Source organism: Thermomonas sp. (genome assembly GCF_035369645.1).
Lineage (GTDB): Bacteria > Pseudomonadota > Gammaproteobacteria > Xanthomonadales > Xanthomonadaceae > Thermomonas.
Genome location: NZ_DAOOUM010000004.1, coordinates 25781 through 50375 on the forward strand (window position 1 = coordinate 25781; position 24595 = coordinate 50375).

General features: G+C 58.6%; 21 protein-coding genes, 1 tRNA gene and 1 pseudogene. 8 read left to right on the plus strand and 15 right to left on the minus strand.

The genetic code is table 11. The features are described from left to right. Window positions 1-22 precede the first annotated feature (22 nt). From ggt to rsmD, 5 genes are all read right to left on the minus strand, one after another. Window positions 23-1744: a gamma-glutamyltransferase gene (ggt, locus tag PK789_RS01475; protein WP_503011864.1), complete on the minus strand. Its 1722-nt coding sequence runs from the start codon at window positions 1742-1744 to the stop codon at window positions 23-25. Beyond that, window positions 1741-2001, minus strand: coding sequence for a YfhL family 4Fe-4S dicluster ferredoxin (locus tag PK789_RS01480; protein WP_324306557.1), 261 nt, complete (start codon window positions 1999-2001; stop codon window positions 1741-1743). The genes ggt and PK789_RS01480 overlap by 4 nt, the downstream gene beginning before the upstream one ends. A 92-nt stretch (window positions 2002-2093) precedes the next feature. Further along, the gene (locus PK789_RS01485) at window positions 2094-2582 is read right to left on the minus strand and encodes a hypothetical protein (RefSeq protein ID WP_324306558.1); all 489 of its coding nucleotides are present in this window, start codon (window positions 2580-2582) and stop codon (window positions 2094-2096) included. A 52-nt stretch (window positions 2583-2634) separates the two neighbouring features. After that, on the minus strand, window positions 2635-3135 hold the full coding sequence (gene coaD, locus PK789_RS01490) for a pantetheine-phosphate adenylyltransferase (protein ID WP_324306559.1): 501 nt from the start codon (window positions 3133-3135) through the stop codon (window positions 2635-2637). Beyond that, on the minus strand, window positions 3132-3770 hold the full coding sequence (rsmD, locus tag PK789_RS01495) for a 16S rRNA (guanine(966)-N(2))-methyltransferase RsmD (protein WP_324306560.1): 639 nt from the start codon (window positions 3768-3770) through the stop codon (window positions 3132-3134). Before rsmD ends, coaD begins: the two co-directional genes overlap by 4 nt. Before the next feature lie 135 nt (window positions 3771-3905). On the opposite strand from rsmD, the pseudogene ftsY reads away from it, so the two are divergent. The 4 genes and pseudogenes from ftsY to PK789_RS01515 all read left to right on the plus strand — a co-directional run. Then, window positions 3906-4838: pseudogene (gene ftsY, locus PK789_RS01500) on the plus strand (signal recognition particle-docking protein FtsY); the annotation flags it as partial. After that, window positions 4835-6103, plus strand: coding sequence for a hypothetical protein (locus tag PK789_RS01505; RefSeq protein ID WP_324306561.1), 1269 nt, complete (start codon window positions 4835-4837; stop codon window positions 6101-6103). The pseudogene ftsY and the gene PK789_RS01505, both read left to right, overlap by 4 nt. Next, complete coding sequence (gene mutY, locus PK789_RS01510; RefSeq protein WP_324306562.1) at window positions 6100-7149, plus strand: A/G-specific adenine glycosylase; 1050 nt, start codon at window positions 6100-6102, stop codon at window positions 7147-7149. The genes PK789_RS01505 and mutY overlap by 4 nt, the downstream gene beginning before the upstream one ends. Beyond that, the gene (locus PK789_RS01515; RefSeq protein WP_324306563.1) at window positions 7146-7415 is read left to right on the plus strand and encodes an oxidative damage protection protein; all 270 of its coding nucleotides are present in this window, start codon (window positions 7146-7148) and stop codon (window positions 7413-7415) included. Before mutY ends, PK789_RS01515 begins: the two co-directional genes overlap by 4 nt. Here the strand turns inward: PK789_RS01515 and PK789_RS01520 are convergent. Beyond that, a complete protein-coding gene (locus tag PK789_RS01520) occupies window positions 7397-7825 on the minus strand; it encodes a DUF6491 family protein (RefSeq protein WP_324306564.1) in 429 nt (142 codons plus the stop codon). The two genes, PK789_RS01515 and PK789_RS01520, sit on opposite strands and share 19 nt — an antisense overlap. A gap of 166 nt (window positions 7826-7991) precedes the next feature. On the opposite strand from PK789_RS01520, the gene PK789_RS01525 reads away from it, so the two are divergent. The 3 genes from PK789_RS01525 (at window position 7992) to PK789_RS01535 (ending at window position 11498) form a co-directional block, all read left to right on the plus strand. Continuing rightward, window positions 7992-8067, plus strand: a tRNA-Phe gene (locus PK789_RS01525). Between the two features lie 186 nt (window positions 8068-8253). Continuing rightward, window positions 8254-9915, plus strand: coding sequence for an ATP-binding response regulator (locus PK789_RS01530; protein WP_324306565.1), 1662 nt, complete (start codon window positions 8254-8256; stop codon window positions 9913-9915). Then, window positions 9912-11498, plus strand: a complete 1587-nt coding sequence (locus PK789_RS01535; RefSeq protein ID WP_324306566.1) for a methyltransferase regulatory domain-containing protein — start codon at window positions 9912-9914, stop codon at window positions 11496-11498. Before PK789_RS01530 ends, PK789_RS01535 begins: the two co-directional genes overlap by 4 nt. Window positions 11499-11513: 15 nt before the next feature. Here PK789_RS01535 and tssE read toward each other — a convergent pair whose 3' ends face one another. The 9 genes from tssE to PK789_RS01580 all read right to left on the minus strand — a co-directional run bounded on the left by tssE (window position 11514) and on the right by PK789_RS01580 (window position 23568). After that, window positions 11514-11954 (minus strand): type VI secretion system baseplate subunit TssE, encoded by a 441-nt coding sequence (gene tssE / locus PK789_RS01540; protein WP_324306567.1) that lies wholly within the window; start codon window positions 11952-11954, stop codon window positions 11514-11516. A gap of 12 nt (window positions 11955-11966) precedes the next feature. Next, the gene (locus PK789_RS01545; protein ID WP_324306568.1) at window positions 11967-12446 is read right to left on the minus strand and encodes an Hcp family type VI secretion system effector; all 480 of its coding nucleotides are present in this window, start codon (window positions 12444-12446) and stop codon (window positions 11967-11969) included. Between the two features lie 50 nt (window positions 12447-12496). After that, window positions 12497-13981 (minus strand): type VI secretion system contractile sheath large subunit, encoded by a 1485-nt coding sequence (gene tssC / locus PK789_RS01550; RefSeq protein ID WP_324306569.1) that lies wholly within the window; start codon window positions 13979-13981, stop codon window positions 12497-12499. A 74-nt stretch (window positions 13982-14055) separates the two neighbouring features. Next, window positions 14056-14568 (minus strand): type VI secretion system contractile sheath small subunit, encoded by a 513-nt coding sequence (gene tssB / locus PK789_RS01555; protein ID WP_324306570.1) that lies wholly within the window; start codon window positions 14566-14568, stop codon window positions 14056-14058. Between the two features lie 198 nt (window positions 14569-14766). Further along, complete coding sequence (tssA, locus tag PK789_RS01560; RefSeq protein WP_324306571.1) at window positions 14767-15840, minus strand: type VI secretion system protein TssA; 1074 nt, start codon at window positions 15838-15840, stop codon at window positions 14767-14769. Window positions 15841-15858: 18 nt separating this feature from the next. Beyond that, window positions 15859-19467 carry a type VI secretion protein IcmF/TssM N-terminal domain-containing protein gene (locus PK789_RS01565; protein ID WP_324306572.1) on the minus strand — a complete coding sequence of 1203 codons (3609 nt, stop codon included), beginning with the start codon at window positions 19465-19467 and terminating at the stop codon, window positions 15859-15861. Next, the gene (locus PK789_RS01570) at window positions 19464-20879 is read right to left on the minus strand and encodes a DotU family type IV/VI secretion system protein (protein ID WP_324306573.1); all 1416 of its coding nucleotides are present in this window, start codon (window positions 20877-20879) and stop codon (window positions 19464-19466) included. Before PK789_RS01570 ends, PK789_RS01565 begins: the two co-directional genes overlap by 4 nt. 3 nt (window positions 20880-20882) lie before the next feature. Then, a complete protein-coding gene (gene tssK, locus PK789_RS01575) occupies window positions 20883-22301 on the minus strand; it encodes a type VI secretion system baseplate subunit TssK (RefSeq protein WP_324306574.1) in 1419 nt (472 codons plus the stop codon). 70 nt (window positions 22302-22371) lie between these two features. Continuing rightward, window positions 22372-23568, minus strand: a complete 1197-nt coding sequence (locus tag PK789_RS01580; RefSeq protein WP_324306575.1) for a TraB/GumN family protein — start codon at window positions 23566-23568, stop codon at window positions 22372-22374. A gap of 246 nt (window positions 23569-23814) precedes the next feature. Here PK789_RS01580 and PK789_RS01585 point away from each other — a divergent pair, with 246 nt between their 5' ends. Further along, window positions 23815-24504: a LuxR C-terminal-related transcriptional regulator gene (locus tag PK789_RS01585; protein ID WP_324306576.1), complete on the plus strand. Its 690-nt coding sequence runs from the start codon at window positions 23815-23817 to the stop codon at window positions 24502-24504. The last annotated feature ends 91 nt before the right edge of the window (window positions 24505-24595 follow it).

The following is a 24595-nucleotide window of genomic DNA, read 5'->3' on the forward strand; positions in this document are numbered from 1 at the left end:
CGCGAAGTGTACGCCGCCACCGTCAAGGCTGCGGCAAGACTTCACCCACCCCGACTGCATTGCGTGCATCACTGCCCACCCGCACGATATTACTGCGGCGGTCCCATTCCACCGTTTGCAAATTGCCCCACACGTAGCTGGAACCACGCCCACCTTTGGCCTCGGCCGGCGGCAACTCCACGGCATGCCCCATCGCTTGTAATTGCTTGGCTGCGGCAGCTGAAATCGCCCCCGGCTCGGCATCAATGGCATCTGGCAACCACTGGTGGTGATAGCGCGGCAGGTCTGCCACTTGCTGTGCGGTCAAGCCATCGTCATAGCCCAAAATCCCCAACAGCACCATGGTGATGATGCGGCTGCCGCCGGGGGTGCCCAGCACGGCCACCTTGTCTTTGGATTCCATGAAGGTGGGCGTCATCGAGCTGAGCATGCGCTTGCCCGGCTTGGGCGCATTGGCCTCGTAACCCATCACCCCAAATGCATTGGGTGTGCCGGGTTTAAGCGCGAAATCATCCATCTCGTCATTCAGCAGCACTCCTGTGCCGGGTGGGATCAAACCCGAGCCGTACAGCAAGTTGACCGTCTGGGTTGCCGCCACGCGGTTGCCATCGGCATCGATGATGGAAAAATGCGTGGTTTCTTCGTCTTCCAGTGGCGTGGGCGCACCCGACAGCAAGTTGCTGGGGGTGGCTTTGTCGGGGTTGATCGAAGCGCGCAAGCCGGCGGCATAATCGTCACTGGTCAGCAATTTTTGCGGCACTTTGACAAAATCCGGATCCCCCAAATAAAACGTGCGATCGCGGTAGGCACGCCGCATCGACTCCACCACCAAGTGCACACGCTGCGCCTCCGGCATCGCCTTGAGGTCATAGGGCGCCAATATTTGCAGCATCTGCGCCAACGCAATGCCGCCAGAAGACACCGGCGGTGCGGTGGTGATATCCCAATCGTGGTAGCGGAAACGAATGGGGTCGCGTTCTTTTACGCGGTAGCTGGCCAGCTCATCCAACGTCCACTGCCCGCCTTGCGTGTTGACGCCGGCCACCAGTTTTTTTGCCACGCTGCCGCGATAAAACCCATCGAAGCCCTGCTTGGCCAGCAATTCCAACGTCTTGGCCAGATCCGGCTGGCGGAACACATCCCCCTCTTGGATGGGTTTGCCACCCGGTGAAAATACCGCGCGCGTGCCCGGGAAACGTTCCATTTCGGCACGTTTGGCCTGATAGCCACCGGCCATTCGCGCATACACCGGGAAGCCATTGCGGGCGATGCCAATCGCCGGTGCCAACGACTGACGCAGCGGCAACTTGCCGTATTTCTCGGCAACGTGCACCAGCATGGCAGGCAGTCCGGGAATACCCGCAGACCACGGTCCGCTTTCTGAGCGGCTGGGATCCAGGTTGCCTTTTTTGTCCAGGAATTTGTCTGGTGTTGCCGCAGCCGGCGAGGTTTCGCGCGCATCCACAAACACATCGCGCCCAGATTTTGCATCGTGCAGCAGCCACAACCCACCACCACCCAGCCCGGAGCTGATGGGTTCGACTACCGACAACGCAGCCGATACCGCCACCGCTGCATCAAACGCATTGCCCCCTTGTTTGATGACATCGATACCGGCACGCGTGGCCAATGCATGTGCCGAAGCCACCGCCGCCGCAGGTGGATGCCCTTGAACGGGAGCCGATTGCGCGGCAGCCCACAGTGGCATCAGCAAGATCAGGGAAACAGCAGCGTAACGCTTCATCGGGTGGCTCCTTTCGCTTGCAGCCCAGCTAATTTGATCAGCAATTGCTGTGGCGTTTCGGGGTGTTCGGGGTCGGGGTCGATGCACTCCACCGGGCAGACCGCAACACATTGCGGCTCATCGAAATGGCCGACGCATTCGGTACACAGGCTTGCTTCGATGATGTAGATGTCTGGCCCCATCGAGATTGCCTTATTCGGGCAAACCGGCTCGCAAACATCACAGTTGACGCAGAGCTCGTTGATTTTCAGCGACATGATTTCAAACCGTCATTGCCACGCCCGCGTTGCGTGCGAGCAACGACACCGCCGCAACCACGTGGCCACCGTGAGTGGCCACGTGCAGAAACTTACTTGGCTTCTTCAAAGATATAAACGGTGCCTGCCGGTTCCACCGCCGCCTTGACCCGTTCACCCAACACACCGGTACCGATGAACACGACTTTCACGCCCTTCATGCTGCCGGCAGGAACCGACTTGAAGGCCGCTTCGATCATTTCAACTTCTTTTTCGGAATCCGGCGAGGCAAACACCAGCATATTGCCCTCGACGATACCGCGACCTAGGTCGCCTTCAAGCTTTTCCAATTGACGCTTGTACTTGCCGTCGAAGTCCTCGGCATCGGCCTTGGGCAGGAAGTACACAAACGGCGAACTGGTGATGCCGCCCATATGCGGGGTCAATTTGTATTCCAGATAGGGCTTCCAATCTTTTTGCTCACTGCTGGTGGGCAGCGGCACTGCAGCCTGCGCTTCCACCTTCGGGGCCTCGGCTTTCTTGCAGGCAGTGAATGGCAACACTAGGCTGGCAACGACAAGCAAACGAATCAACATGTGCATGGGAATCCCCTGAAAATGCAGTGACAAAATGGGCGAGGTGAACACCATTGTTTCATGATGTTTTGCCTCGTCGATGTGCTTCTAGCGCCACCACAACCGCAGTGGGCACGAAGCCGGACACATCGCCGCCCAGCCGTGAAATTTCACGCACCAGTGACGACGAAATGAAGCCGTATTGTTCGGCCGGGGTCAAAAACAGCGTTTCGACCTCGGGAATCAGGTGGCGGTTCATGCTGGCCATCTGAAATTCGTATTCGAAATCAGACACCGCACGCAGGCCGCGCAGCAGCACTCCCGCACCGATATCACGCACAAAATGCGCCAGCAAAGAATCAAACCCGCGCACCTCCACATTGGGATGCCGCGCCAGCGCTTGCTGCGCCAATTGCACACGCAATGCCAGCGGCAGGGCGGGCCCTTTGGAAGGACTGGCGGCCACGCCCACGATGAGTTTTTCAAACAAAGGGGCGGCCCGGCTCACGAGATCCAGATGACCATTGGTGATCGGATCAAACGTGCCGGGATAAACCGCAATGCGCGTTGCCACGCTCATGTCGTTGCTGCGCTTCCGTGGCTCAATGATGCGCTGATTGTAGCGCGGCGATACAGGGCATAGCGCACTTCGCGGGTATGGTTTTCGCGATGCAATACCCATTCTGGCGGCAATTGCGGGGTTATTTCGGCTGGGGACTCAAGGTATATCCATGCATCGGCAGCCATCCGCGCAGGCAACAGTGCCAGCACCTGCGGCCATAAGCCGGCGGCAAACGGCGGGTCCACGAAGGCAATATCGAAGCGCGCCTCGGGGTGTTCGCGCAGATAAGCCTGCGCATCACCGCAATGCACCGCCACTTGCGCGCCCGCCTGCAATCGCTGCACGGTATCGGCCAGCGCGCGTGCCAATTGCGGGTCGGCTTCGACCAATTGCACACCACCGGCCCCGCGCGAGGCGGCTTCCAAGCCCAAAGCGCCGCTACCGGCAAATAAATCCAATACCCGCGCACCCGGCAACACCGGCATCAACCAATTGAACAAAGTCTCACGCACGCGGTCGGAGGTGGGCCGCAATCCCGGCGACTGGGGTACCGAAAGACGGGTGCCGCGCCAATGCCCACCAATGATGCGCACCGTGCCGGTAGGCCCATTGCTTGCACGCTCAAAGGCGGGTTTACCACTGCGAGTATTCATCAAAGTGACCGGGGGGTGAGTGCTACCATGGCGGCCATTTTCCGATATTCCGACGGCTTCATGGTCAGCTGGTTCCGCCGCAAGCAACCCGACCCACCAACACCCACGGCGGAGGCGGCCCCGCCCCCACCACCGCCGGCAGTGCCCGCCGACAAACCCAGTTGGCGCGAACGTTTGCGCGGCAGTGCGTTTGCGCGCACGTTTGCCGGGCTGTTTTCGCGCAACCCAAAACTTGATGACGCGCTGCTGGACGACATCGAAACCGCCCTACTCACCGCCGACGTGGGCGTGACCGCCAGCACGCAATTGGTGGAATCGCTGCGCAAGCGCATGAAGGCACGCGAGTTTGTGGATGCCAATGCGCTACTGAAAGCCCTGCGCGAGGACTTGATTGCGCTGCTGCAACCGGTCGCCAAACCGCTGCATATCGATCTATCCAAAAAACCCTTCGTGTTGCTCACCATCGGCGTGAATGGCGTGGGCAAGACCACCACCATTGGCAAACTGGCGCACCGCTTCAAAGATGAAGGCCGCAGCCTGATGCTGGCTGCCGGCGACACCTTCCGTGCCGCCGCCGTGGCGCAGTTGCAAAGCTGGGGCGAGCGCAATGGCGTGGCGGTGGTGGCGCAAGGGCAAAATGCGGATGCCGCGTCGGTGGCATTTGATGCACTGCAAGCGGCCAAGTCGCGTGGCACCGAGATCTTGATTGCCGATACCGCCGGCCGTCTGCATACGCAAGCTGGGTTGATGGATGAGCTGGCAAAAGTGGCGCGCGTGCTGCGCAAACTTGATGCCGAAGCGCCGCACGAAGTGTTGATGGTGATCGACGGCACTACTGGTCAAAACGCCATCAACCAAGTGCGCAAATTCAACGAAAAAATTAAGGTGACAGGGCTGGTTGTCACCAAATTGGATGGCACCGCCAAAGGCGGCGTGGTGTTTGCGCTGGCGCGTGAGTTTGGCATCCCCATTCGCTATGCCGGCATTGGCGAGCGCCCGCAAGACTTGCGGGTATTTGATGCCGAAGCCTTTGTGGATGCGCTGTTGCCCGACGCCTTGGGCGGATGAACGACGCTGCGTTAGCGCCCACCCTGCGGCGGCGGCGCTGGCCGCGACGTCTGCTTGTCTTGCTGGTGCTTGTTGCAGTGGCGATCTGGTGGCTGCAATCGCCGTATGCAGGCCGGTTTTTGCTGCGTCAGGCCGGTGCGGCATTGGGGTTGGATATTCGTGCCGGCACACTTGATTACCGCCTGCGCGGCACCCCGCAATTGCAGTTGCACGATGTGGTGGCGCAACGCCCGGGCGATGCCGTCCCGTTACTGTGCGCACGGCGGCTATTGCTCGCATTGCCATGGAAAACACTGCGCACGCGCGGTGCCAGTCTTGTTCTGCAACGGATCGAATTAGATGCACCGGTGCTGGACATTCCTGCCCTGCAACGTTGGCTGGCCACACGCCCGCCCAGCGCCGCGCCGCGCATCCCCAGCTTGACCACTGGCCTGCGCATTCGCGATGGCCGCATCGACAACGACGATTGGCGCATCGATGGGGTCGCCATCGACCTTCCCAACTTGGCCCTCAATCTGCCGCTGCACGCCCGCGTGCGTGGCCGCTACTTGGCCGCGCCAATATCAATTCCCGCCGATCTGCGCCTCACTATCACCCATCTCAATCACTTGCTGGCGGGCCAAGCCAGCGCGGTTTCCGGGGCCGGAACGCTGACCTTGGTCGATGCCGGCGGCTGGCACATACCTGCGCAGGTATCACTCACCGGCCCACTGCAAATCGGCAAAGATTCAGCACTGATGCGGCCGGCCAAACTGGGTATTGCGGCGCGCTATATTTCTGCCAGCAGCGATCTGCCATTTCAACTGGGCGTGTATGCCCCGATGGTGTTCAACAACGCTGCGTGGCGCTTTGTGCCCGCCACGCTGGTATTGCGGGGCGGCGGCATGATCCCCAATGCGCAAGCCCGTGGCAGCGTGTCGGTGGGCGCGCGTTTGCGCCTGCATCTGGATGGCGCACTGGACACTTGGCCCTTGGCATGGCCGGCCTTGCCCATGCCATTGGCCGCGTCGTCGTCCACCCTCCCGTTTGTGTTGGATTATCAAGGCGCGCCAGCATTTTCCGATGCGGCCACACTTACCTTGCGCCGGGATGCCACCATCTTCCGCGCACAGTTCCAGCTTCCTGAAGTCTTGACCTGGTTGGATGCCAGCGAAGGCTCGCCATTGCCGCCACTGAGCGGCAGCCTGACCACGCCACGCATCCAAATTCCCGGTGCAACATTGGACGGTGTGCAGATCGAAATCGACGATACCCGCACACAATGACCACCGTCGATATCACTTCACGCCTGCTGACTTGGTTTGACCAGCATGGCCGCCACGATTTGCCCTGGCAGCATCCACGCACGCCATACCGCGTCTGGCTCAGTGAAATCATGCTGCAACAGACGCAAGTCAGCGTGGTCATCAGCTACTTCCAACGCTTCATCACCGCACTGCCGGACGTGCCTGCACTGGCAAACGCACCACAGGACGAAGTATTGGCGCTATGGTCGGGCCTTGGCTATTACGCCCGCGCCCGCAACCTGCATGCCACGGCCAAGCTGTGTGTGCAACACCATGCCGGCGACTTACCGCGCAGCCTTGCCGCCCTGACTGCCTTGCCCGGTATTGGCCGCAGCACCGCCGGTGCGATTGTGTCGCAGGCATGGGGCGATACCGCACCCATCCTCGACGGCAACGTCAAGCGCGTGCTGTGCCGGGTTTTTGGCGTCGCCGGTTGGCCGGGCACAGCCGCCATCGAAAAAAAACTTTGGCTGCTTGCTGACACCTTGTTGCCCAAGGCACGCCTGGCCGACTGGACACAGGCGCAAATGGATTTTGGTGCCACCTTGTGCACGCGCAGCCAACCCGCGTGCACGCAATGCCCGCTGCAAGATGTCTGTGTTGCGTACCGTGAAGCACGCACCCTGCAACTGCCCACACCCAAACCCAGCAAAGCACTTCCGCAGCGCGCAGTGCATATGCTGATTATCGAAGATGCTGCTGGCCGCATCTTGCTGCAACGACGCCCACCCACCGGCATCTGGGCATCGCTGTGGTCACTGCCCGAGCACGACGACATCGACAGCGCACGCCACTGGTGCCAGCAACACCTACAGGGTGATGTTGACGATGCCCACACCCTGCCTAGCCTGCTGCACGGGTTTTCACACTTCCGTCTGCACATCCATCCGCAGCGAATGCAGGTCAACGGCTTACGCAACAGTGTGCGTGATAATGACACCCTGCGCTGGGTCACGCGCGATGCGCTTACCCGCATCGGCCTGCCCGCACCCATTCGTAAACTACTTATGAGGCCAAACACATGACACGCCAAGTGCATTGCAGCGTTGATGACATCGACACCGACGGCCTCGACTTCCCCCCATGGCCTGGCGACGCCGGCAAGCGCGTGTTCAATCATGTCGGCAAGCCGGCTTGGCAACGCTGGTTGGCGCATCAAACCATGCTGATCAACGAACACCGCATCTCACCTATGAACCCGCAACATCGCGCCTTTCTGGAAGCCGAAATGCTGAAGTTCCTATTCGGCGGCGGTGCCGACAAACCTGCCGGTTATGTGCCCGAAGCCTGAGCCTTCACGCCATCGCGCAGCGCATTCATGCCTGCGCGAATCGCTTTGACATCCAGTGGGCGGATTTCCCGGATCTGGCAACTGATCTGCGATCCCGGCACGGTCACCTTGTCAAACGGGGTCAGCGTCATCCCGTTCAGTGTTTCCACCTTCAAAAACGGCGAACCGCTGCTCCAGCTCAAGCACGGCCCAGCCAGCCGCAACATCCAGCTTTCATTGGGACGCAATTCCAACACCACGTGCTGGTCATCGATACGATCCCAGCTCATCGGCGGCAAATAACGCACCTGCTTCACCGGTGCCCCCGCATGCGACAGATACAACGCCAGCCGATCACTATCACTGACCCGGTTGCTGGCGCACGCAGAAAGCGCTGCCGCAACCACCGCCGCAACCAACAGCATCCTCATGGCACATCTCCGAATTGGGATGCCCCCATCATCCACACCACAAGCCCAACCGTGGCTTACTCACCGCCAGTGCCCCAGCCAGCGCCACGCCCCTAACTTCACAATAATTGGCAAGTAACTTGCCGAACCGCGCAGCACCCAGTATCATGCGCGGCTCACGCACAATGGCTCGGTAGCTCAGTTGGTAGAGCAGGGGATTGAAAATCCCCGTGTCGGCGGTTCGATTCCGTCCCGAGCCACCAGCGTGAAACGTAAGCCCCACAACGGTTTCAGCCGGTGTGGGGTTTTTCGTTTGGGGGGTCTAACATCCGGCTTCACGGCAAAAATCCCTACTCGGTCCCTACAATGCAGAAACTCGCAGTAGGCGGCGCGCACCCACGACGCAGACCACGATTTGCATCTGGCCCCGCATCCACGCAAATTGCGTAATGAACGGCAACGGTCATTTCGATATGCATATGCAGTCACCACGCGCTCATGTTCCCGACCCACGGGTGGCTGCATCGCAGGCGCCATCGCTGCTGCGGCAGTGGGCGGTAGCAGTGGTGCTGCCACTGATTCTGGCGGCATTGCTAGCCTTTGGCCTGCTGGCATTGGCGGCATTGCCACTGAAAGCGCAATTGCCTGCCGGGCAATTTCATACGCTGCTATGGCAAGCCGGTGGAATGCTGCTGGTGGCGGTGGGTTTGGTTTTGGCAATCAGTTGGGGCATCGCTAGGCGGTTTCGGATCGCGCTCCACACACTGACTTTGGCAGTACAACGCTTAGGCAATGGTGAGCCGGTGCAGTTGGCGCTTGATCATCAAAATAATCCCCTGTGGAAGCTACAGCACGCCATTCACGAGGCCGAAAAGTCTGTGGCGCATATGCAAAACAGAATGCAAAGCGCGCTTGGGCGTACCAGTATTGAACTGGCCGAAAAGAACGCCAAACTGCAATCGGCCAGCCTGTCGCGCGCGCGCCTGTTGGCCGCGGCCAGCCACGACCTGCGACAACCGCTGTATGCGCTGACGTTATTTTCCTCAACCCTGCGCGCTGGCGAAACCGATCCGGACAAAATCACCCGGATCATGCATATCCAAGAGTGTGTGGCGTCGCTGGATCAACTGTTTGCCGAACTGCTGGACTTGTCGCGACTGGAGTCCGGCAGCATGCAGGCCAGCGAAACCGACGTGCGGCTGGATGATGTGTTCGACGAAGTCAGCCGCAATTTCCGCATGCTGGCCGAATCCCGTGGGCTGCGACTGGTGGTGCGCAAAACCGATGCGTGGGTGCGCGGCGACCGCACCATGCTGGCACGCATTCTCAACAATCTGGTCAGCAACGCGCTGCGCTACACCGATAGCGGCGGCGTTCTGATTGGTGTGCGCCATCAAGACCACCAGCAGGTTCGTATCGATGTCTGGGATACCGGCTGCGGCATTGCGCCCGAACACCAGCAACGGGTGTTCGATGAGTTTTATCAGGTCAAGCAGGCCACCGTTGCCGTCGGTGAACGCAAACGCGGGCTAGGCCTTGGGTTGGCAACCGTGCGTCGCTTGGCGGAACTTTGTGGCTGTGCATTGACGCTATCGTCGCGACCTGGGCGCGGCACGTTGGTCTCCATCACACTTGCGCGCAGCACCGAAACGGCATTAACCACCATCGACAGCTTTGAATTTCCGCTCGACATCAGTGGCCTGCGGGTGCTGGCCATCGATGATGAACCCAGCATTTTGGAAGGACTTCGCGCACTGCTGCTGGAATGGAATTGCGAGGTGCGCACTGCCTACGATATCGACACCGCACTTGCGCAGATTGAAGACTGGAGCACCCCACCGGATTTGCTTATCAGCGACTTGCATCTTGGCCAAAACCTCAGCGGCCTGGACGTGATGGATGCCGTCAGCCGCCGCTATCGCTGCGACCCTCTACACCCTGCGTTTGCACGATTGCTGGTGACCGGCGAAACCCGTCCTGATCGTATCGAGGCCATCACCTCCAAACGCATCCCGGTGTTGTTCAAACCGGTTGCCCCACAACGCCTGCGAGAAGCGATGCTGGCATCCGTATTGGCCGCCAAGGCACCGCCCAGAGAGGAACACCCATGACCGATGTCTTCGCCTATGACGCCCTGCAATACCCGGCGCTGATTTTTCCGCAAATGCATCCCTCGCGGATAGCTGCCATTGGCCAGCTGCACGGGCTTGCCACACGTTCGCCCACGCATTGCCGCTTGCTGGAAATCGGCTGCGGCGATGCCCTGCAACTACTCACGTTGGCGCAGGCCTACCCGCAGGCGCAGTTTGTAGGCGTGGATTTATCGCAGGCCGCTATCGCACGCGGCGAAGCAATGCGTGCGCAACTGGGCCTGTCCAATCTGCAATTGCATGCGGTCGATGTTTGCCACTGGGACAGCGGTGCACTGCTATTTGACTACATCGTCGCCCACGGGTTTTTTTCTTGGGTGCCCGTCCCAGTGCAAGACACCCTGCTGGCACTGTGCCAACGCAGCCTTGCCGCAGACGGCATTGCCTATATCAGCTACAACGCGCTGCCCGGCTGCCACCTGCGGCGCATGATGTGGGACATGCTGCGGCAACATACCGCAGGCATTGAAGATCCCCATCAAAAAATTGCAGCCGCACAGAAATTTCTGGCTTGGTTGGCCACGTCGGTCACCACACACACGCCTTATGCCGATGTCGTTCGCCACGAAGCGCAGGATCTACTCGAAAAGACAGCATCCTCGGTGTTCTACCACGATGATCTGGCCGAATTGAACTTGCCCTACTCGATCAGCGAATTCGCAGCACGCGCACACGCGCACGGCCTAACCTTTTTGGCCGAAGCCGAATACCACGACTCCAGTGGCGCATCACTCTCGGAAGACACTGCCGCAAGTCTGACAGCAATAGCCGGTGACGACGTGGTCCGCCGCGAGCAGTATTTGGACTATCTGAAAGGCCGTCGCTTCCGCCAAACGCTGCTATGTCGGCAGCAGGCCACGATCGCCAGACCACCCCACGCGCACGCTATTTTGCCTTTGCAAGTCATCGGACAACTACACGAAGACACTGCATTCGCAAACTCCGACCTTGGCAAAGCTCACCCCGGCCTGCGGCGGTTTTGTAGCAGTAGCGGAGCTGCATTGACGACTCCCAATGCAGAAGTTGCCGACGTATTGAATGCAGTTGGCCACGCATTTCCAAATCCACTTCGCGTTGAACAGCTTCTGCGCCATTTCCCTAGCAAGTCAGAGCAGCCGGGCGCGCGACAGGACGCCGAAAGTACGCTCTGTAAAGCACTATTGATCGCCTTTGAATACGGGCTTTTGACTTTGCACTGCGATGCCCCCGCATTCGCCGATGCCCCGGGGCTACGTCCCCGTTTGAACCGATTGTCGCGTTTGCAGCTGGAGCTTGGGCAGGACATGATCGCCAGTTTGCGCCCATCGCTGGTGCGGCTGGATAGTCAGCTTGGGCTGGAATTAGTCAAATTACTAGATGGCGAGCGCGATCGCCCTGCGCTATTGCAGGCACTGGTCGAACGCATGACGAACATTGCAGTGCCGGGAGCCGATGGCACCCCAAGCTTGCAAAGTACGGAATGGTGGCAGCAGCAGATTGCCAGTCAACTGGAAGACGGGCTGCACTTGGCGGCGCGCATGGCCTTGCTGGATGCCGAGTCGTAATCAGCAATACAACGCTCAGCGCACCATGTAGTTTTGCGAGTTCAATTGCAGGACTGCATCGAACTGCACTTTCTCATTGTCTGGCCCCAGCTCCATCATTGCATCCACACGGAACCGCAGGGCGCGATCCAATTCACGCTGTGGCTCCAAAGTCACCCGAACCCGTGACAGCCGGCCTTCGTGCAGGCTGATCGCCTGCTCCAGTGAACGACGAATGCGATCACGATCTTGTGGGCTCAGCAAGCTATACGCAGAAAAATCGAGAATTCCAAAGGTCAGCGACGAAGCGCGACATTCCTTGTAAGTTTCCGGAATCAGACGCGCGCCTTCCGACCGCGTATTGAGCAAATTTTCAAGATCGGCCGCGATGCCCTTACGAATATCACTCATAGAAACACCCCTGCCGGAATCTTCCGGCAGGGGTGCATCGACCAAGCGATCCATCAAGCCACGCATGGGCAGGGCGCGTTATGCGCCGCTCTTGTCGTTCTTCTTGATGTTCCACTTCATGCCGGTATCGCCTTCCTTCGACCCATCCTGCTTCTGCGCGGTGTAGGTGTATTCGATATGGCCGAAATTCAATGACACGGTTTCCGAATCATCGCCCGAACCCGACATCGAAATGCTCGATACCAGCAGATCGGTCAAGGTGATCTTGAGGTAATCCATCTGCTGCCCACCTTGCTTACGTGCAATCAAGACCGCCTTTTTGATGTGTGTACCATCTGCGCACTTTTCCATCACCTTCGGGCTGCTCTTGTCGATGCGCTTGGTGATGGTCAAATCCTGGAATGAGACTTTACCGGTACCGCCGCCGCCGCCATAGGCCATCGAGCCAGAGTTGGTGGCACCAATCGACCATGCCAACACATCGATCTCGCCTTTGTGCTTGGCATCTGCGGATTCGCCGTCGATTCCGTCGATTTTGATGAAAATATCGCTAGACATTGTGATTCTCCATGAGTGGGATTTGAAATTACATTACGAAACTTGAAAAATTAGCGTGCTGACTTCGGCAGCTCTGCGACCATACGCAGCGACACACTGAGCTCATCGAGTTGATAGTGCGGACGCAGGAAAGCGACTGATTTGTACGCACCCGGCTTGCCAGGCACTTCCACCACATCCACGCGGGCTTCGCGCAGCGGGTATTGCGCCTTCATTTCCTGCGAGGCGTTGTCATCCAGCAACACGTATTGGGCAATCCAGTTATTCAGGAACATTTCGACACTGGATTTACTGGCGAAGCTACCGATCTTGTCGCGCATCATCGACTTCAGATAGTGCGCGATACGGCTCACTGCAAAGATGTACTGCAACTGCGAAGACAAGCGCGCATTGGCGTTCGCCGCATCGGTGTTGTATTCCTTGGCCTTCTGTGCCGACTGGGTGGAGAAGAACGCTGCATAGTCGGTGCCTTTGCAGTGCACCAGCGGAATCATGCCCAAGTCCGCGAGTTCTTTTTCGCGACGATCGGTGATCGCGATTTCGGTGGGGCACTTCAGCGCCACTTCGCCATCGTCGGTTGCAAAGGTGTGCGTTGGCAGACCTTCGACCAGGCCGCCGCCTTCCACACCACGGATAGCCGCGCACCAACCGTACTTGGCGAAGGCGTCGGTGACCTTGGTACCCAGTGCATATGCGGCATTCATCCACAGATATTTGCCGTGCTCGGTTCCGTCGGTACGCTCAACAAAATTGAAGGCTTCCACCGGATCGGTATCCGGGCCATACGGCAGGCGACCCAGCACATGCGGCATTGCCAGGCCCACATAGCGCGAATCTTCGGAGGCGCGGAAGCTCTTCCACTTGGCGTATTCAACGGTATCGAAAATCTTGGCCAGATCACGCGGGCCAGAGAGTTCGGTGAAATCGTCAAAGCCCAGCAGCTCAGGTGAGGCGGCGCTCAGGAATGGGGCGTGTGCGGCGGCGCAGACATGCGAAATTTCTTCCAGCAGATACATGTCTTCGGGATGGCGACCGAACTCAAAATCACCAATCAATGTGGCAAACGGCGCACCGCCGAAGGTGCCGTACTCTTCTTCATACAACTTTTTGAACAGTGTGCCTTGGTCAAAATCCGAGGCGTTTTTGAAGTCTTTGACCAGCTCTTTTTTGGTGGTATTGAAGACTTTGATCTTCAAAGTGGTGCTGGTTTCAGAATTGTCCACCAGATATTTCAAGCCGCGCCAGCTACCTTCCAACTGCTGAAATTCAGGCGCGTGCATCACTTCGGATAGTTGATCTGACAACACACGGTCGATTTCGGCGATACGTGCGTCCAATGCCCCAATTGCATCTTTCGACACCACCATCGCCCCGTCACTGACCTGCGCAACCAACTCGGCAATCAGGTCGCGTGCGCGGCTCCGTTCGGTATCCGAACGAGCGATTTTGCTCTGGGTCAGGATTTGATCCAGCAGCCCGCCTTCAGCGGCTTCGGCGGTGGTGGAAGATGCAGCTTGGGTTTCGGTATTGGCCATGTTGTGTGCTCGGTTGCAGTTCGGGATCAAAAATTCAGGCAGCGTGCCGATGGTTCATCCAAGGATGGAGGAAATTACTCTTCGGACTTCGGCCCAACTTCCTTGCTCAGCTGGGCAATTTTGTCGGTATTGGCCAGTACGTCATTGAGCAGATCTTCGAATTTGTCATTCCCTGCGGCCTTGTTGCGCAGGTCGGCCAGCTTCTGGCGGGCCTCCAGCAACTTGCGCAGCGGCTCGATTTGATTGGCGACACGTTCGGGCGAGAAATCTTCCAGACTGCGGAAGTTCAGTTCGACGCCCAGTTTGGAGCCATCCCCAGCCAGCTTGTTTTCAACCTGCACCTGCACCCGCGGCTTCATGCCTTTCATTGCGTCGTCAAAATTATCTTTGTCAACATTGACGAACTTGCGGTCTTTCAGTTTTGCCAGCGGCTCGGCAGGCTGCCCACTGAAATTGCCCATCACGCCGGCAACGAACGGCAGCTCTTTTTTCTCGATTGCATCACCCACTTCAACGTCGTAGGTCAGTTGCACGCGCGGGGCGCGAACGCGATCAAGTTTGTGCTGCGTGCTTTCCTTCTTGGCCATTTGAATCCCCGTACACGTTGTGGGTTGCTGGACTGGTCGGTTTGCTTCTGTTGCGGCACCAAGTGAAGGCGGCGCACTCCAGAACATTGAATGAGTCTAGGAAGCAGACTCGAGGGAAACATCCATCGGACGGCCAGACTTGGGCATATGCCGTTCGACGTGCCCGCCCTGAGTGATGATTCACGTGCTGCATGCATTTCAGCTTGGTGGTAAGCCCACACGCTCACGAATCGACGACAGCGTACCGTCATCGCGCACCACCTCTGCCAACCATTGTTCCAGCGGCATGTTGGCCCAAGCCACTGCGCGCTCGAGTAGGTAGGCCACCGGACTATGCGGCTCAGTGCGACGGAAGTAACCGGCAATATCGCTCACTGCGCGTAATGCGGACTCTTTTGAAGCCAAATTAACGGCCCCCAGGTTGAGTGCACCGCCCCCGCCGCCTGCCGCTACGGCCATGCCGGCCACCGCGCCTTCTGTAAGCTCTTCGTCGGCGGCAGCAGCACCGCCAAAGCCCTTCGCCGTGGCAAGCCGTGAATAAATCGTCTGGATTTTCTTCAGGGCATCATCAATTGCCGCCAAACTTGGTGCTTCGCGGCCTAGCCTGGAATCGGACATCGCACTGAACTTGGCGAACGCATCGCGCGCGGCCTGCACCTGTTCGATACGCTCGCGCACCACTGCATCGGGGGTGGCCAGCATGCGGCTATCGTAGGCTTCACCATTGAGACGCCCGCTGTCCATCGCGGCCTGATAGGCGTCGGCATTTTGCCGGCCCATGTTGTCCACTTCCCGCGAGTCGATCCATTTGGCTAAGGTCAGTACGCCTTGTGGATCATCATTGAGCATCACCGCCTGCAACGCACGGCTTCCCCAGCTAGAGAACCAAGCCAATTTGCCGGCACGCTCTTCGAGATCGCCATCATCTGCACGCGGATAGAGCCCTTCCCAATACGTATCTAGCAAGCCGGTCAACAACTCGAAGCTGTCTTTGGCTCCGTCCAGACCGTGCCGCGAAATGACCGCTTCACATAGCCACACGGCGGCCTGCAAATCCTTGCTGGTGCGCTGCAAAATGTCTTCAGACAACCGCTGCGCTTCGCGCCAGTCGGCCACTTTAAGTTCGGTTTGCCATTCGCCCTGGGTCAGATTGGGGTCATCGGCACGGCGCGCCTCGCGAATGCGGTCGAATTGATCGGAAAAACTGGCATCGCTGCCGGCTGGGTCACTGCCCGGGATTGGGGCGAGCAGTTCGTTGACATCAATGGCCATGGATCCTCCGCGACTGGCTTATTCAAGAATTTCGCTGGGCACTTCGGCGCGTGCTGTACTGGCGCCGAGGTATCGTTTCATTTCGTCTGACAATTCCACCTTCAAAAACACCCGCGCGCCACGAAACCCCGCCGCGTCAAGCTTTGGCCGTAGTTGCGTCCATTGCGCCGGGCTGTAGCTGTCACGGAAGTCTTCCACGCCAAAGGCATGCGCACCGCTGGTAAAGTCTTTGATCAATGCGGCAAAGCCATCGGCACCTACATAGGTGCGCACCAGGCTTAAATCAGGCGCCGCAGGTGCGGTGTCTGCTGGCCGCATTTGACTGGTGGCAGGGTCGAATTCCTGCACCGGATTGACCTCCGTCTGCTTTGGTGCAGGGGTGGCGATGCTGATGCGTACCCGCGCCTGCATGCAACTGGAGGGTGACCAGAACACCTGCGCAGTCGCGTCGGCCAAGGACGCCCCGGCCGAGTTGGCGCGATACACGCGCTCGCGGCATTCGACCTCCAGCACGGTGCCTTCATTGCCTTCGTTCAATGCACCCAATTGGCTGGGTTGGGTCAAGGTGAAACTACCCGCCAAAAACGGGGCCACATCCCCCAGCACTGGCTGGAATTTACGTTCAGCCGCAACCATGCCCTGATAAGCGCCACTGAGTGGAATGGCCACACCATCCACCTTGACCGGCAAACGTTCTTTTTCGGAAATGAAAGGTTTCAACCAGTCATTGACAAAGGCTGACAGTTTGCCCTGTGGGCCATACAGCGCATCCACTTGTTGCTCAGGCGGGAGTGCGGCAAGTGGCTTGACCACGCTTTCACGCCAGCGTTCTTGCACATAGGCACCGGCTTTGTGCACGGTCAAGAACAACAGCAATTTCGCCGGCCCCTGCACCACCGACCATGCGGCCAAGTCATCGCCTTTGAAGCTGGTGGCGTATTTTTCTTCGGGCTTGTCCACCGCCTCGATCAATTTGGTGTAGTCGCTCGCCGGCGGTTTTTCTGCCTTGCCTTTGCTAGCAAACAAGTCCGAGGCCAGTTGATACACATCCTCGCCCGAACCTTCTGCCTGCAACCGCAGGTAGGCACGCGCATAATCGGCATCTTGTCGATTCAACACGACCGCCTGGGTATCGTGCATGGCCAGCAACCACACGGGTGGCGTGACTTTTTCACCCCCAAACCGAAACGAATCGGCAATGAATCGCCCAAACGGCCGCCACGATGACAGCCACTTGGATTTCATCTGCGCCCATGTTGCTGCCCAGCGCGACGCAAGCGGCCAATCAAACGGTAGCTCGTACAGATTGCGCTGGGCGGCGACAAAAAAACGTGTGTACGGATTATCCACGCCCCCCGAGCGCGCCAGTAGATCCGGATAACGCCCACGCCAAAGGGTGATGCCATCACCAAAGCGGGCTTGGAATTTTTCCCATTGCGCGAAATAGTCGTGGAAGTAGGCTTCGCGCAGGTCATCCATCCGCGATGCACGATCGGGCGCTTGTTTGCGCAACGTCGCCAACATCGGCTCGACCGCACCTTCCCACGCGTCCCGCGTGTAGGCGCTGGAAATGCTGGCCAGCTGACCGGATTCGGTGCCAACCACGGCACCTTGCGGCAACCAGAAACTCCCCAGATCCATGCCAACGCCACGCGCATCCGCCCATTGCTTCAAGTCAGCGGCGCGCGGCGTGTAATTGGCCAGCAAGCGTGTCAGCAGACCTTCAAGTCTGGCGTGCTCGGCCTCACGTACGTTTTTTTTTTGCCACCTCAGGTAACCCAGATAGGTGGCGAACAACGCATCTGCATTATTGCGGTCTCGCCGGGTGTCGTTATCGGCGCTGACAAAGGGTGCAAATAAGCGTGACCGTGCATCGAAGCTGACGTTATTCTTCATCTCGCGGGTACGGCACACCGGATTACTGCTATCGCATTCTTCCAATAGTCGCAGCCGTTGAGTGATGGCCAGCACATGCTCGATGCCGGCCCGCCGCTGATCAATATCGGTGGCCAGCATCTGGTCTTCGGGTGCCAAGATCAAATTGGCAAAATCATCGATGACGCGCTGCCGTAGTTTGGCGATGTCGGAATCCGCACGGCGTATGCCGAAACTCAGCAAGGTGTCGCCCTGTGCGGCCTCTAACTCTTCGATGGTTCGGCCACAACTGGCTACCCATTCAATACGCCCGGTCGAGGTGCGATTGGCGACCTCGGCGCAGGCACTATGGGTTTGTGCCAGCAGCGCCGCATCGTCGCGATGGGCAGATTTGAGCCCATAGGCAAACGAAGCCGACAAGCCCAGCATGGCCAACACACCCGCGCCCGCAATCGCCATGCGCCCGGCATTGCCACGAAAACTGGTTCCGGCCAGCGATTGGTCACTGGGGAAGAAGCGGGTGAACAAGTCCGCTACAAAAGCGCCCCCACGATGCGCGGCATCGGCAGCGCCGGCGAAGTACATGCCGCGCCAACGCGGCGTGCGCTGGAATGGGTTGTCCTCCAGCATCAAACTCACGAACATCGCCAGCCCCGGCCGCGCCTGCCGCAAAGATTCGATGAAATCGAACACCGCGCGCCGTTGCTGGGGGCCGTGCTGCGCGCGCAAAGCGGTCATGCGCAAGGCATGCAGGCGGTCTTCAATGGGTTGGAGTACTTCATCGATCCGTCGACTGGCCGCAGCATTGGTGTTTTCGCTTTCGGTAAACCGATGACCCAATGCCTGTGCAAAGGCTTCCTCTGGCAAGGTGGCGCGCATCTGCGCATACCCAGGCAGTCGCTCCAAACCACTGATCACAAAGTACACCGGCATCTGCACCTGCAAGTGTTCCATCGCTTCGTCCACCAGCCGGCGCAGGCGCGTGGCGGTGTCTTTCAGCGCATCTGCCGGGCCCAGCAAGGTCTGTACTGACACCGCCACCACAATGCCGTTGAGCGGCAGTTTTTCGCGCTCATCGGCCAGCTTCATCAAGCCTTGGTACCACAGCCCGCGATCAAGCCGATCACTTGCGTCACAAACCACGCGCGGATGCATTTCGATGGCGATCATCGACTTGTGAAACCACCAGCGCCAGACATCATCGGCTTCCATCGCGGGCTTATCGGACGCCGGGAAGGGCGACACTTCACTCCCCGCCCGCAGCAGGCCATCGACATTGGCGCTGCCATCGCCAACAAACAATACCCATGGGATGCGATACAGCGGCGTGCGCCCCTGCGCCATCTCCGGCGCACGCGCAATGGTGCGTTTGGCCTCGGTAATCGCGGCGGTCATGCGTGCAACCGGTGCGCGTTCTTCCTCTTCGTTGGCCGGCCCCAAATCGCCAATACGCTTGCGAGTACGGCCTTTTAACGAGGCTTTGCGTTGCCCCGCCATAAACCACCACAACACCACCAACACCACCACGCAAAGGCCAAGGATTTGCCAAAACCGCATCGGCAACTGCGGAAGTACGGCCAATGCCAAAAACACCAGGCCCGCCAACACTGCGAGCAGTAGCAATGTCACCACGATGCGACGCAACCACGGCTTTTTGGCGGTATCGGCCCCTTGTTGATAGAGATACCCGATACGTGAGAACACGCTACCGATAGTTGAGAACAGCGTTTCGATCATGCTCAGCGGGCTCATTGCGCGGCCTCCGGTTGCGGCGCTGCGGCCTCAGGTGCTGAACAAGCAGTCAGTGCGGCCTGCTTCTTGCTCGGATCGTTTTCGGGCTCGGTTTGCATGAACAAATGCGCAGCCAACAGCTGTGCATTACCACGGTTGGCATCCAACATTTGGCGCAGTTTGGGCAAGTAGTCTTTCGCGTCCATTTGAACCTCGGGGAAGGTCTCTTGGAACAACGGTTTTGGCGAGGAAATCACCGTGATCAGTTCTTGCCCGAATGGAGCGCAGACTGTCCACATTTTGTTTGCAGTGGCCCCCACCTCAAACTGCTCCAATGCTTTCAATAAGCGGCCACTATTGGGCTCGCCGGCATTGGGGTAGATATGCGCAACGGCACCATTGACGGTGTAGTAATCGACATATAAATAGCCGTCGTAATTGGGTTGTTGCAACTTCACGATGACATTTTCACCTTCGATGAAACGGTCGGAATGGCCGGTGCTGGGAGTGATGACCAAGTGCTGGCCGCTGTCGTCGTTACGTGCCTTGAACGGTTCCAGCAATTTCACAACCTCACAATGCGGCCAGATGCGTAATTGCAACTGTGTGTCCACCGCCTTCACACCTTCGATCGACGTGATTTGCTGGCGTACTGCCGACATGTCATCGGGGCGTGACACATAGCCACTAAGCTTGACCGTGCCCTTGTCTTCATCGACGCTGGTTTTGATATCGGCACATTCAAACTTCGCCACCACTTGCTGCACAGGCACAGTGATCGAGGGTTTGGGCGCGGCCAGCAGGATGTAGATCAGGTAAATCACGGGAATCAACAACGCCAGCAAGGCACCGATGGCCAGCAAGGCGCGGTCCCATTGCCGTGGCAATTTGGGACCAGCAGGATCTGCTACCGAATACGGCTGCTGGGTGATTTTTTCCTCGCGCAGGGTATGAATTGCGGCAGGCGCAATGGGCAGCTGCCGACCGTGCAACTCTTTCAATTTGCCCAGTTCGCCAGTGTCGCCATTTTCGTAGTAGTACTGACCGACAAACCCGCACAACAGGGTGTGGTAATAGACCTCGCGCACTTCATCCTGCTCTTGCTTGAGCATGGAGAGATGGGTGAAAAACTCATTCCCCGCGTTGTTCGTGGTGAACATCGATACCTGCAGCGGGGTTGTGCCGCTGGTCAACCACGCCGGGTTGCGCGCCATGATTTCGTCGATCCATGCCACCACCGCAAAGCAGGCGTCATCGGCCTGTTCAGGGCGCTTGCCATCGGCCAATGCCGCCGACTTGGCACGTTCGATCAACTCGCGCGCACGCGTGGCGACCGACATGGCAGTGTCGGCCGCCTGGTTGGCGCTGACTTTTTCGTCCAGTGCCAAGCCAAAGGTGAAAACTGCAGAAAAATGATGGATCAGTCTGGCCATGCCTTACTCCTGGCCCGCGACCGGGAACAGCTTGATGACGGTCGAGTCCGGCGGCAGATCCGAGAACACAGCGATGTTGCGACCGTTTTTGATCATCTGCCAGAACGGGTGATTGGTATCGACCAGGAAATACGTGGTGTTGGGGCTCTTTTGCGGCAGCTCTTCGGGCGGAACCGGCAACAGGTCGATCTTCAAACCAAATAAGGCTGCCGACAGCAGGCGCGGCATTTCATCCATCGATGCGATCTTGCCAGTGCGCGACAGCCGCGCAAACAAATCGGCACCCTTTTGCTCGGATTCAAACGCCAGATAGAACCTAGTCTTGTCGCTTTCAAACAAGTTGACCGGCAGATCTGCGCGATAAAAACGGCCGTCATAAGCCAGCGTAATCCCGACTTCTGCGCCCACGGTCAGCGCCTTGATCAACGCCTCTGCACGATCAAACCCAATGCGGAAGCAGCGCCGCAAGTCATCGTGATCGTAATCGGGGAGCTCGGTTTCACGCGGGTTGCTGGCCAGCTCGCCAAAATAGCCGATGTCTTCGGAAAATACTGAAAACTCGGCCACCAGTTGCCGCAGGTCTTGGTACATCGCGTAGGCCGAAACCGTATTCAAGCGGGCATGCTCTTGAAACATCGGGATGAAGCGAGCAAACGTTTGCATCATCAGCACGCGCATCACTTCTTGCGCCGACGTGGATGCCGCACGAATGCCGCGTTGCCGCTTGATCGCGGCAAAGTCTTGCCCGCGCGATACCAGCAAGTCGCGTAATGCGCGGGTCCAGCGGGCCAGGTTGTGGGAGGCTAGGATCGCGGTGGTGGGCGGAATATAGTCTGCCGAAAGTTTGAACTTGCCCGGCCCAGCAGGTACCAATTCGGCGAGCTTGTAGCTGTCCGAACCACGTACGATGGCCTCGGCGTTTTCATCCACCGCCGTGATCAGATTGGCTTGATACATCAAAAAATCCACCGAAGCCTCGGGCGCTTGCGGATCATGGGGGTCGGCAAGATTGTCGGTTGCCAAGGTGTGCCGCGCGGTGACACGTTCGGATTCACGCTGCGCCAAGCCTTGCAAGGTGCGCTCGGAATTGAACACCAAGTACAGCGTGATCGGGTCGCTGCTATTGACCCGAATGTCCGCAATATTGCGCTGTGGTACGCGGGTATTCCCGCCGGCGGTATCGACACTACCGCCACGTAACCGTTCACCGTTACGGGTCACCAAGGTGAATTGCTCGACATCGACCATGCCACTGGCCAGCGCATCCTCGCGAATACGCAAGGACTCAAAGCCCCACGGAAACGGCGTTACCCGTTGATGCAAGGCATGCCTGCATGCCTGCGCCCAAGCATCTTGTGCCTGCAAGTGTTGCGGGCTGAGGAATGCCCCTTGCCCCCAATGCACCTGCCTGTCCCCGTTCATGCCAAAAGCCATGCCATTGATCCTTTCATGTGCAAACCAGTACTCAACTCTGTATTACGCAAACCACACTTCAAAACGGCACGGCTTCCACGGTATAGCCATCACGTCGCAAACGTGCCACCAAACCATCGGTGCCGGTCAAATGGATCGCACCCACAGCAACAAAGCTGGGCGCATCCTGAAAAATCGTCTCTAATGGGCCAATCCAACGCGCATTGCGGTCTTCCAACAGACAGATGCGCGATCGCTGCTCGATACTGCGGGCGGTGTCACTCAACCCATCCATACGGTCAATGCTGGCCAGCCAGGCATCCAAGTTCCGACTGCGATAAAACGCCATGGCCTCAGCCGACTCGATGCGCAGCACCCACGATTTTTGCAGGCGCTCGGCCAAGACTGCGGCGTGCTCTGCCGCAGGCACGCAATCGAGTGCCTGCAATTGTTGTTCCAGTGTTTCTAGATGCAGCAGATGCTTGCCATCCGCCGCTGCCACTTGCTGCAAGCGTGCGTCCATGCTGGTCTGCCCTGCGCTTTCGCCGCGCGCTTCCAGTAGTGCCAGCACTGCCCACGGTTTCATGCGCTGCAAATCTTGCAGCCGCACACTGGGTAGCAAAGCTTGCGCTTTCAGCAAATCGTCTTTGCCGATCATCCCTCCCAGTGGGGTTTCCACCGGTAGCCAACGATAGGTGTCGAACGCTGGCAGCCAAGCCGAATTCACATCGGCCTCGTTGACGAAATTGTCTACCCCGCCGATCAAGGCGCCTAATGTCTCGTAATCAATCGCTTGCTCTTCGGGTGTGCCGAAATGGATGGTGCCCAGTAAGTAGCTAGCAGGCACAGGTGCAACTGGGGGGACAACCACTGCGGGCGACGCAGCATCAGTCCCCGCGCCCTGCGTGGCCACTTCCGCGGGTAACGGCACGGATGGCGGTGGCGTCACTTTGAACAGCACGCCACGATCATGTCCGGCTTGCGCCAATCGCGGCGCAGGTTTGATTGGATCTTGGACTGCATCTTGGACTGCGGGCTTTGGTGTCGTTGCAGGTGTCGTTGCAGATGTCGTTGTTGCTTCCTGCGGCGGCCGCAGTTGTTCATTGGCCGCATCGCGGGCGGCATGCGCCGACAGGCCTCGGGTTTGCACCGGTGGGATCGGCGATGCCGGCACCGTTTGCGCCTGTGCCATGCATGCCAAACCGCCTAAAAACAACGCGCATACCCAGCCCCCCAACAGGGGGACGGACAGCAACGCATCGTACTGGCGGGACATGGCAGACATTGGAATGGTTGCAGCAGGACTCGCACACCAGACAGGGCGCGCACCGTGGCATTCTTCGGCGTGCATGCATCCTGCAACCATATGCCGTTGGGCCTATCCCATTGGAACGGCGCTGACAGCTTGCCCTGCATACCCCGTGCCGACTATCGTGCAACGTGCTGACAGGTTATCTGGGGAAGCCCGTCCACATCACGCACGTAACGCGTCCCCGCTGGGCGCTATATATCGGGGAATTGTGTGAAAGTCCTACTGGCAGACGACCATCGCCTCATCATCGAAGGCGTGAAACTCAAACTGGCCGAACTTGATCCTGCCATTGAAACCGTGGTGGCGATGAATCTTGATGAGTTTGAAAGCCACGTACAGGCACATGCCGAAACGCTGGATCTGGCGTTGATCGATATCGCCATGCCCGGCACCCACGGCCATGAGCATGTGGCGTGGCTACGCAGCGCGGCACCGCAACTACCGGTGATTGTATTGTCGGGCTCGGAAGATGTTGGCTTGATGCGGGCCTTGATGGACATTGGCGTGCAGGGTTTCATCCCGAAGGCATACTCACCGGATGTCATGCTGTCTGCAATCCGATTGGTGCTGGCCGGCGGCGTGTATATCCCGCCACTGCTTCTTTCCAACGCACAGGCACAAGGCTGGCATCCCGGTGAATCACGGCTATCCACACACCCCGCCAGTAACCCGCTTGGAGCACCTTCACACTCACTAGATGGTCTGCGCAAACTATTGACCGAACGCCAGATCGACGTCATGCGCTTGCTGTCACAAGGCAAGCCCAACAAGCTGATTGCGCGTGATCTAGGGATCAGTGAAGGCACTGTGAAAATTCACCTCGCTGCCATTTTCCGCGCACTGAATGTACGCAACCGGGTGGAAGCGGTCGTTGCATCGCGCAAGCTGCAAGGACTTTAGATTTTCTGGCCGCGGTATTGCCGGCTGCAACGGCGGCCATAGTGCATCTGCCGTATTGTCCCACCCGCGTGTCCAGCGCAGCCTGAGCAGT

Coding starts and splice junctions, on each gene's coding strand:
- PK789_RS01530 (WP_324306565.1), top strand. CDS start 8,254: ATGAACGGCAACGGTCATTTCGATATGCATATGCAGTCACCACGCGCT.
- PK789_RS01565 (WP_324306572.1), bottom strand. CDS start 19,467: ATGAGCCCGCTGAGCATGATCGAAACGCTGTTCTCAACTATCGGTAGC.
- PK789_RS01485 (WP_324306558.1), bottom strand. CDS start 2,582: ATGCACATGTTGATTCGTTTGCTTGTCGTTGCCAGCCTAGTGTTGCCA.
- tssB (WP_324306570.1), bottom strand. CDS start 14,568: ATGGCCAAGAAGGAAAGCACGCAGCACAAACTTGATCGCGTTCGCGCC.
- PK789_RS01535 (WP_324306566.1), top strand. CDS start 9,912: ATGACCGATGTCTTCGCCTATGACGCCCTGCAATACCCGGCGCTGATT.
- tssA (WP_324306571.1), bottom strand. CDS start 15,840: ATGGCCATTGATGTCAACGAACTGCTCGCCCCAATCCCGGGCAGTGAC.
- rsmD (WP_324306560.1), bottom strand. CDS start 3,770: ATGAATACTCGCAGTGGTAAACCCGCCTTTGAGCGTGCAAGCAATGGG.
- tssE (WP_324306567.1), bottom strand. CDS start 11,954: ATGCGTGGCTTGATGGATCGCTTGGTCGATGCACCCCTGCCGGAAGAT.
- coaD (WP_324306559.1), bottom strand. CDS start 3,135: ATGAGCGTGGCAACGCGCATTGCGGTTTATCCCGGCACGTTTGATCCG.
- PK789_RS01580 (WP_324306575.1), bottom strand. CDS start 23,568: ATGTCCCGCCAGTACGATGCGTTGCTGTCCGTCCCCCTGTTGGGGGGC.
- PK789_RS01520 (WP_324306564.1), bottom strand. CDS start 7,825: ATGAGGATGCTGTTGGTTGCGGCGGTGGTTGCGGCAGCGCTTTCTGCG.
- PK789_RS01480 (WP_324306557.1), bottom strand. CDS start 2,001: ATGTCGCTGAAAATCAACGAGCTCTGCGTCAACTGTGATGTTTGCGAG.
- ggt (WP_503011864.1), bottom strand. CDS start 1,744: ATGAAGCGTTACGCTGCTGTTTCCCTGATCTTGCTGATGCCACTGTGG.
- PK789_RS01545 (WP_324306568.1), bottom strand. CDS start 12,446: ATGTCTAGCGATATTTTCATCAAAATCGACGGAATCGACGGCGAATCC.
- PK789_RS01505 (WP_324306561.1), top strand. CDS start 4,835: ATGAACGACGCTGCGTTAGCGCCCACCCTGCGGCGGCGGCGCTGGCCG.
- tssK (WP_324306574.1), bottom strand. CDS start 22,301: ATGAACGGGGACAGGCAGGTGCATTGGGGGCAAGGGGCATTCCTCAGC.
- tssC (WP_324306569.1), bottom strand. CDS start 13,981: ATGGCCAATACCGAAACCCAAGCTGCATCTTCCACCACCGCCGAAGCC.
- PK789_RS01515 (WP_324306563.1), top strand. CDS start 7,146: ATGACACGCCAAGTGCATTGCAGCGTTGATGACATCGACACCGACGGC.
- PK789_RS01570 (WP_324306573.1), bottom strand. CDS start 20,879: ATGGCCAGACTGATCCATCATTTTTCTGCAGTTTTCACCTTTGGCTTG.
- mutY (WP_324306562.1), top strand. CDS start 6,100: ATGACCACCGTCGATATCACTTCACGCCTGCTGACTTGGTTTGACCAG.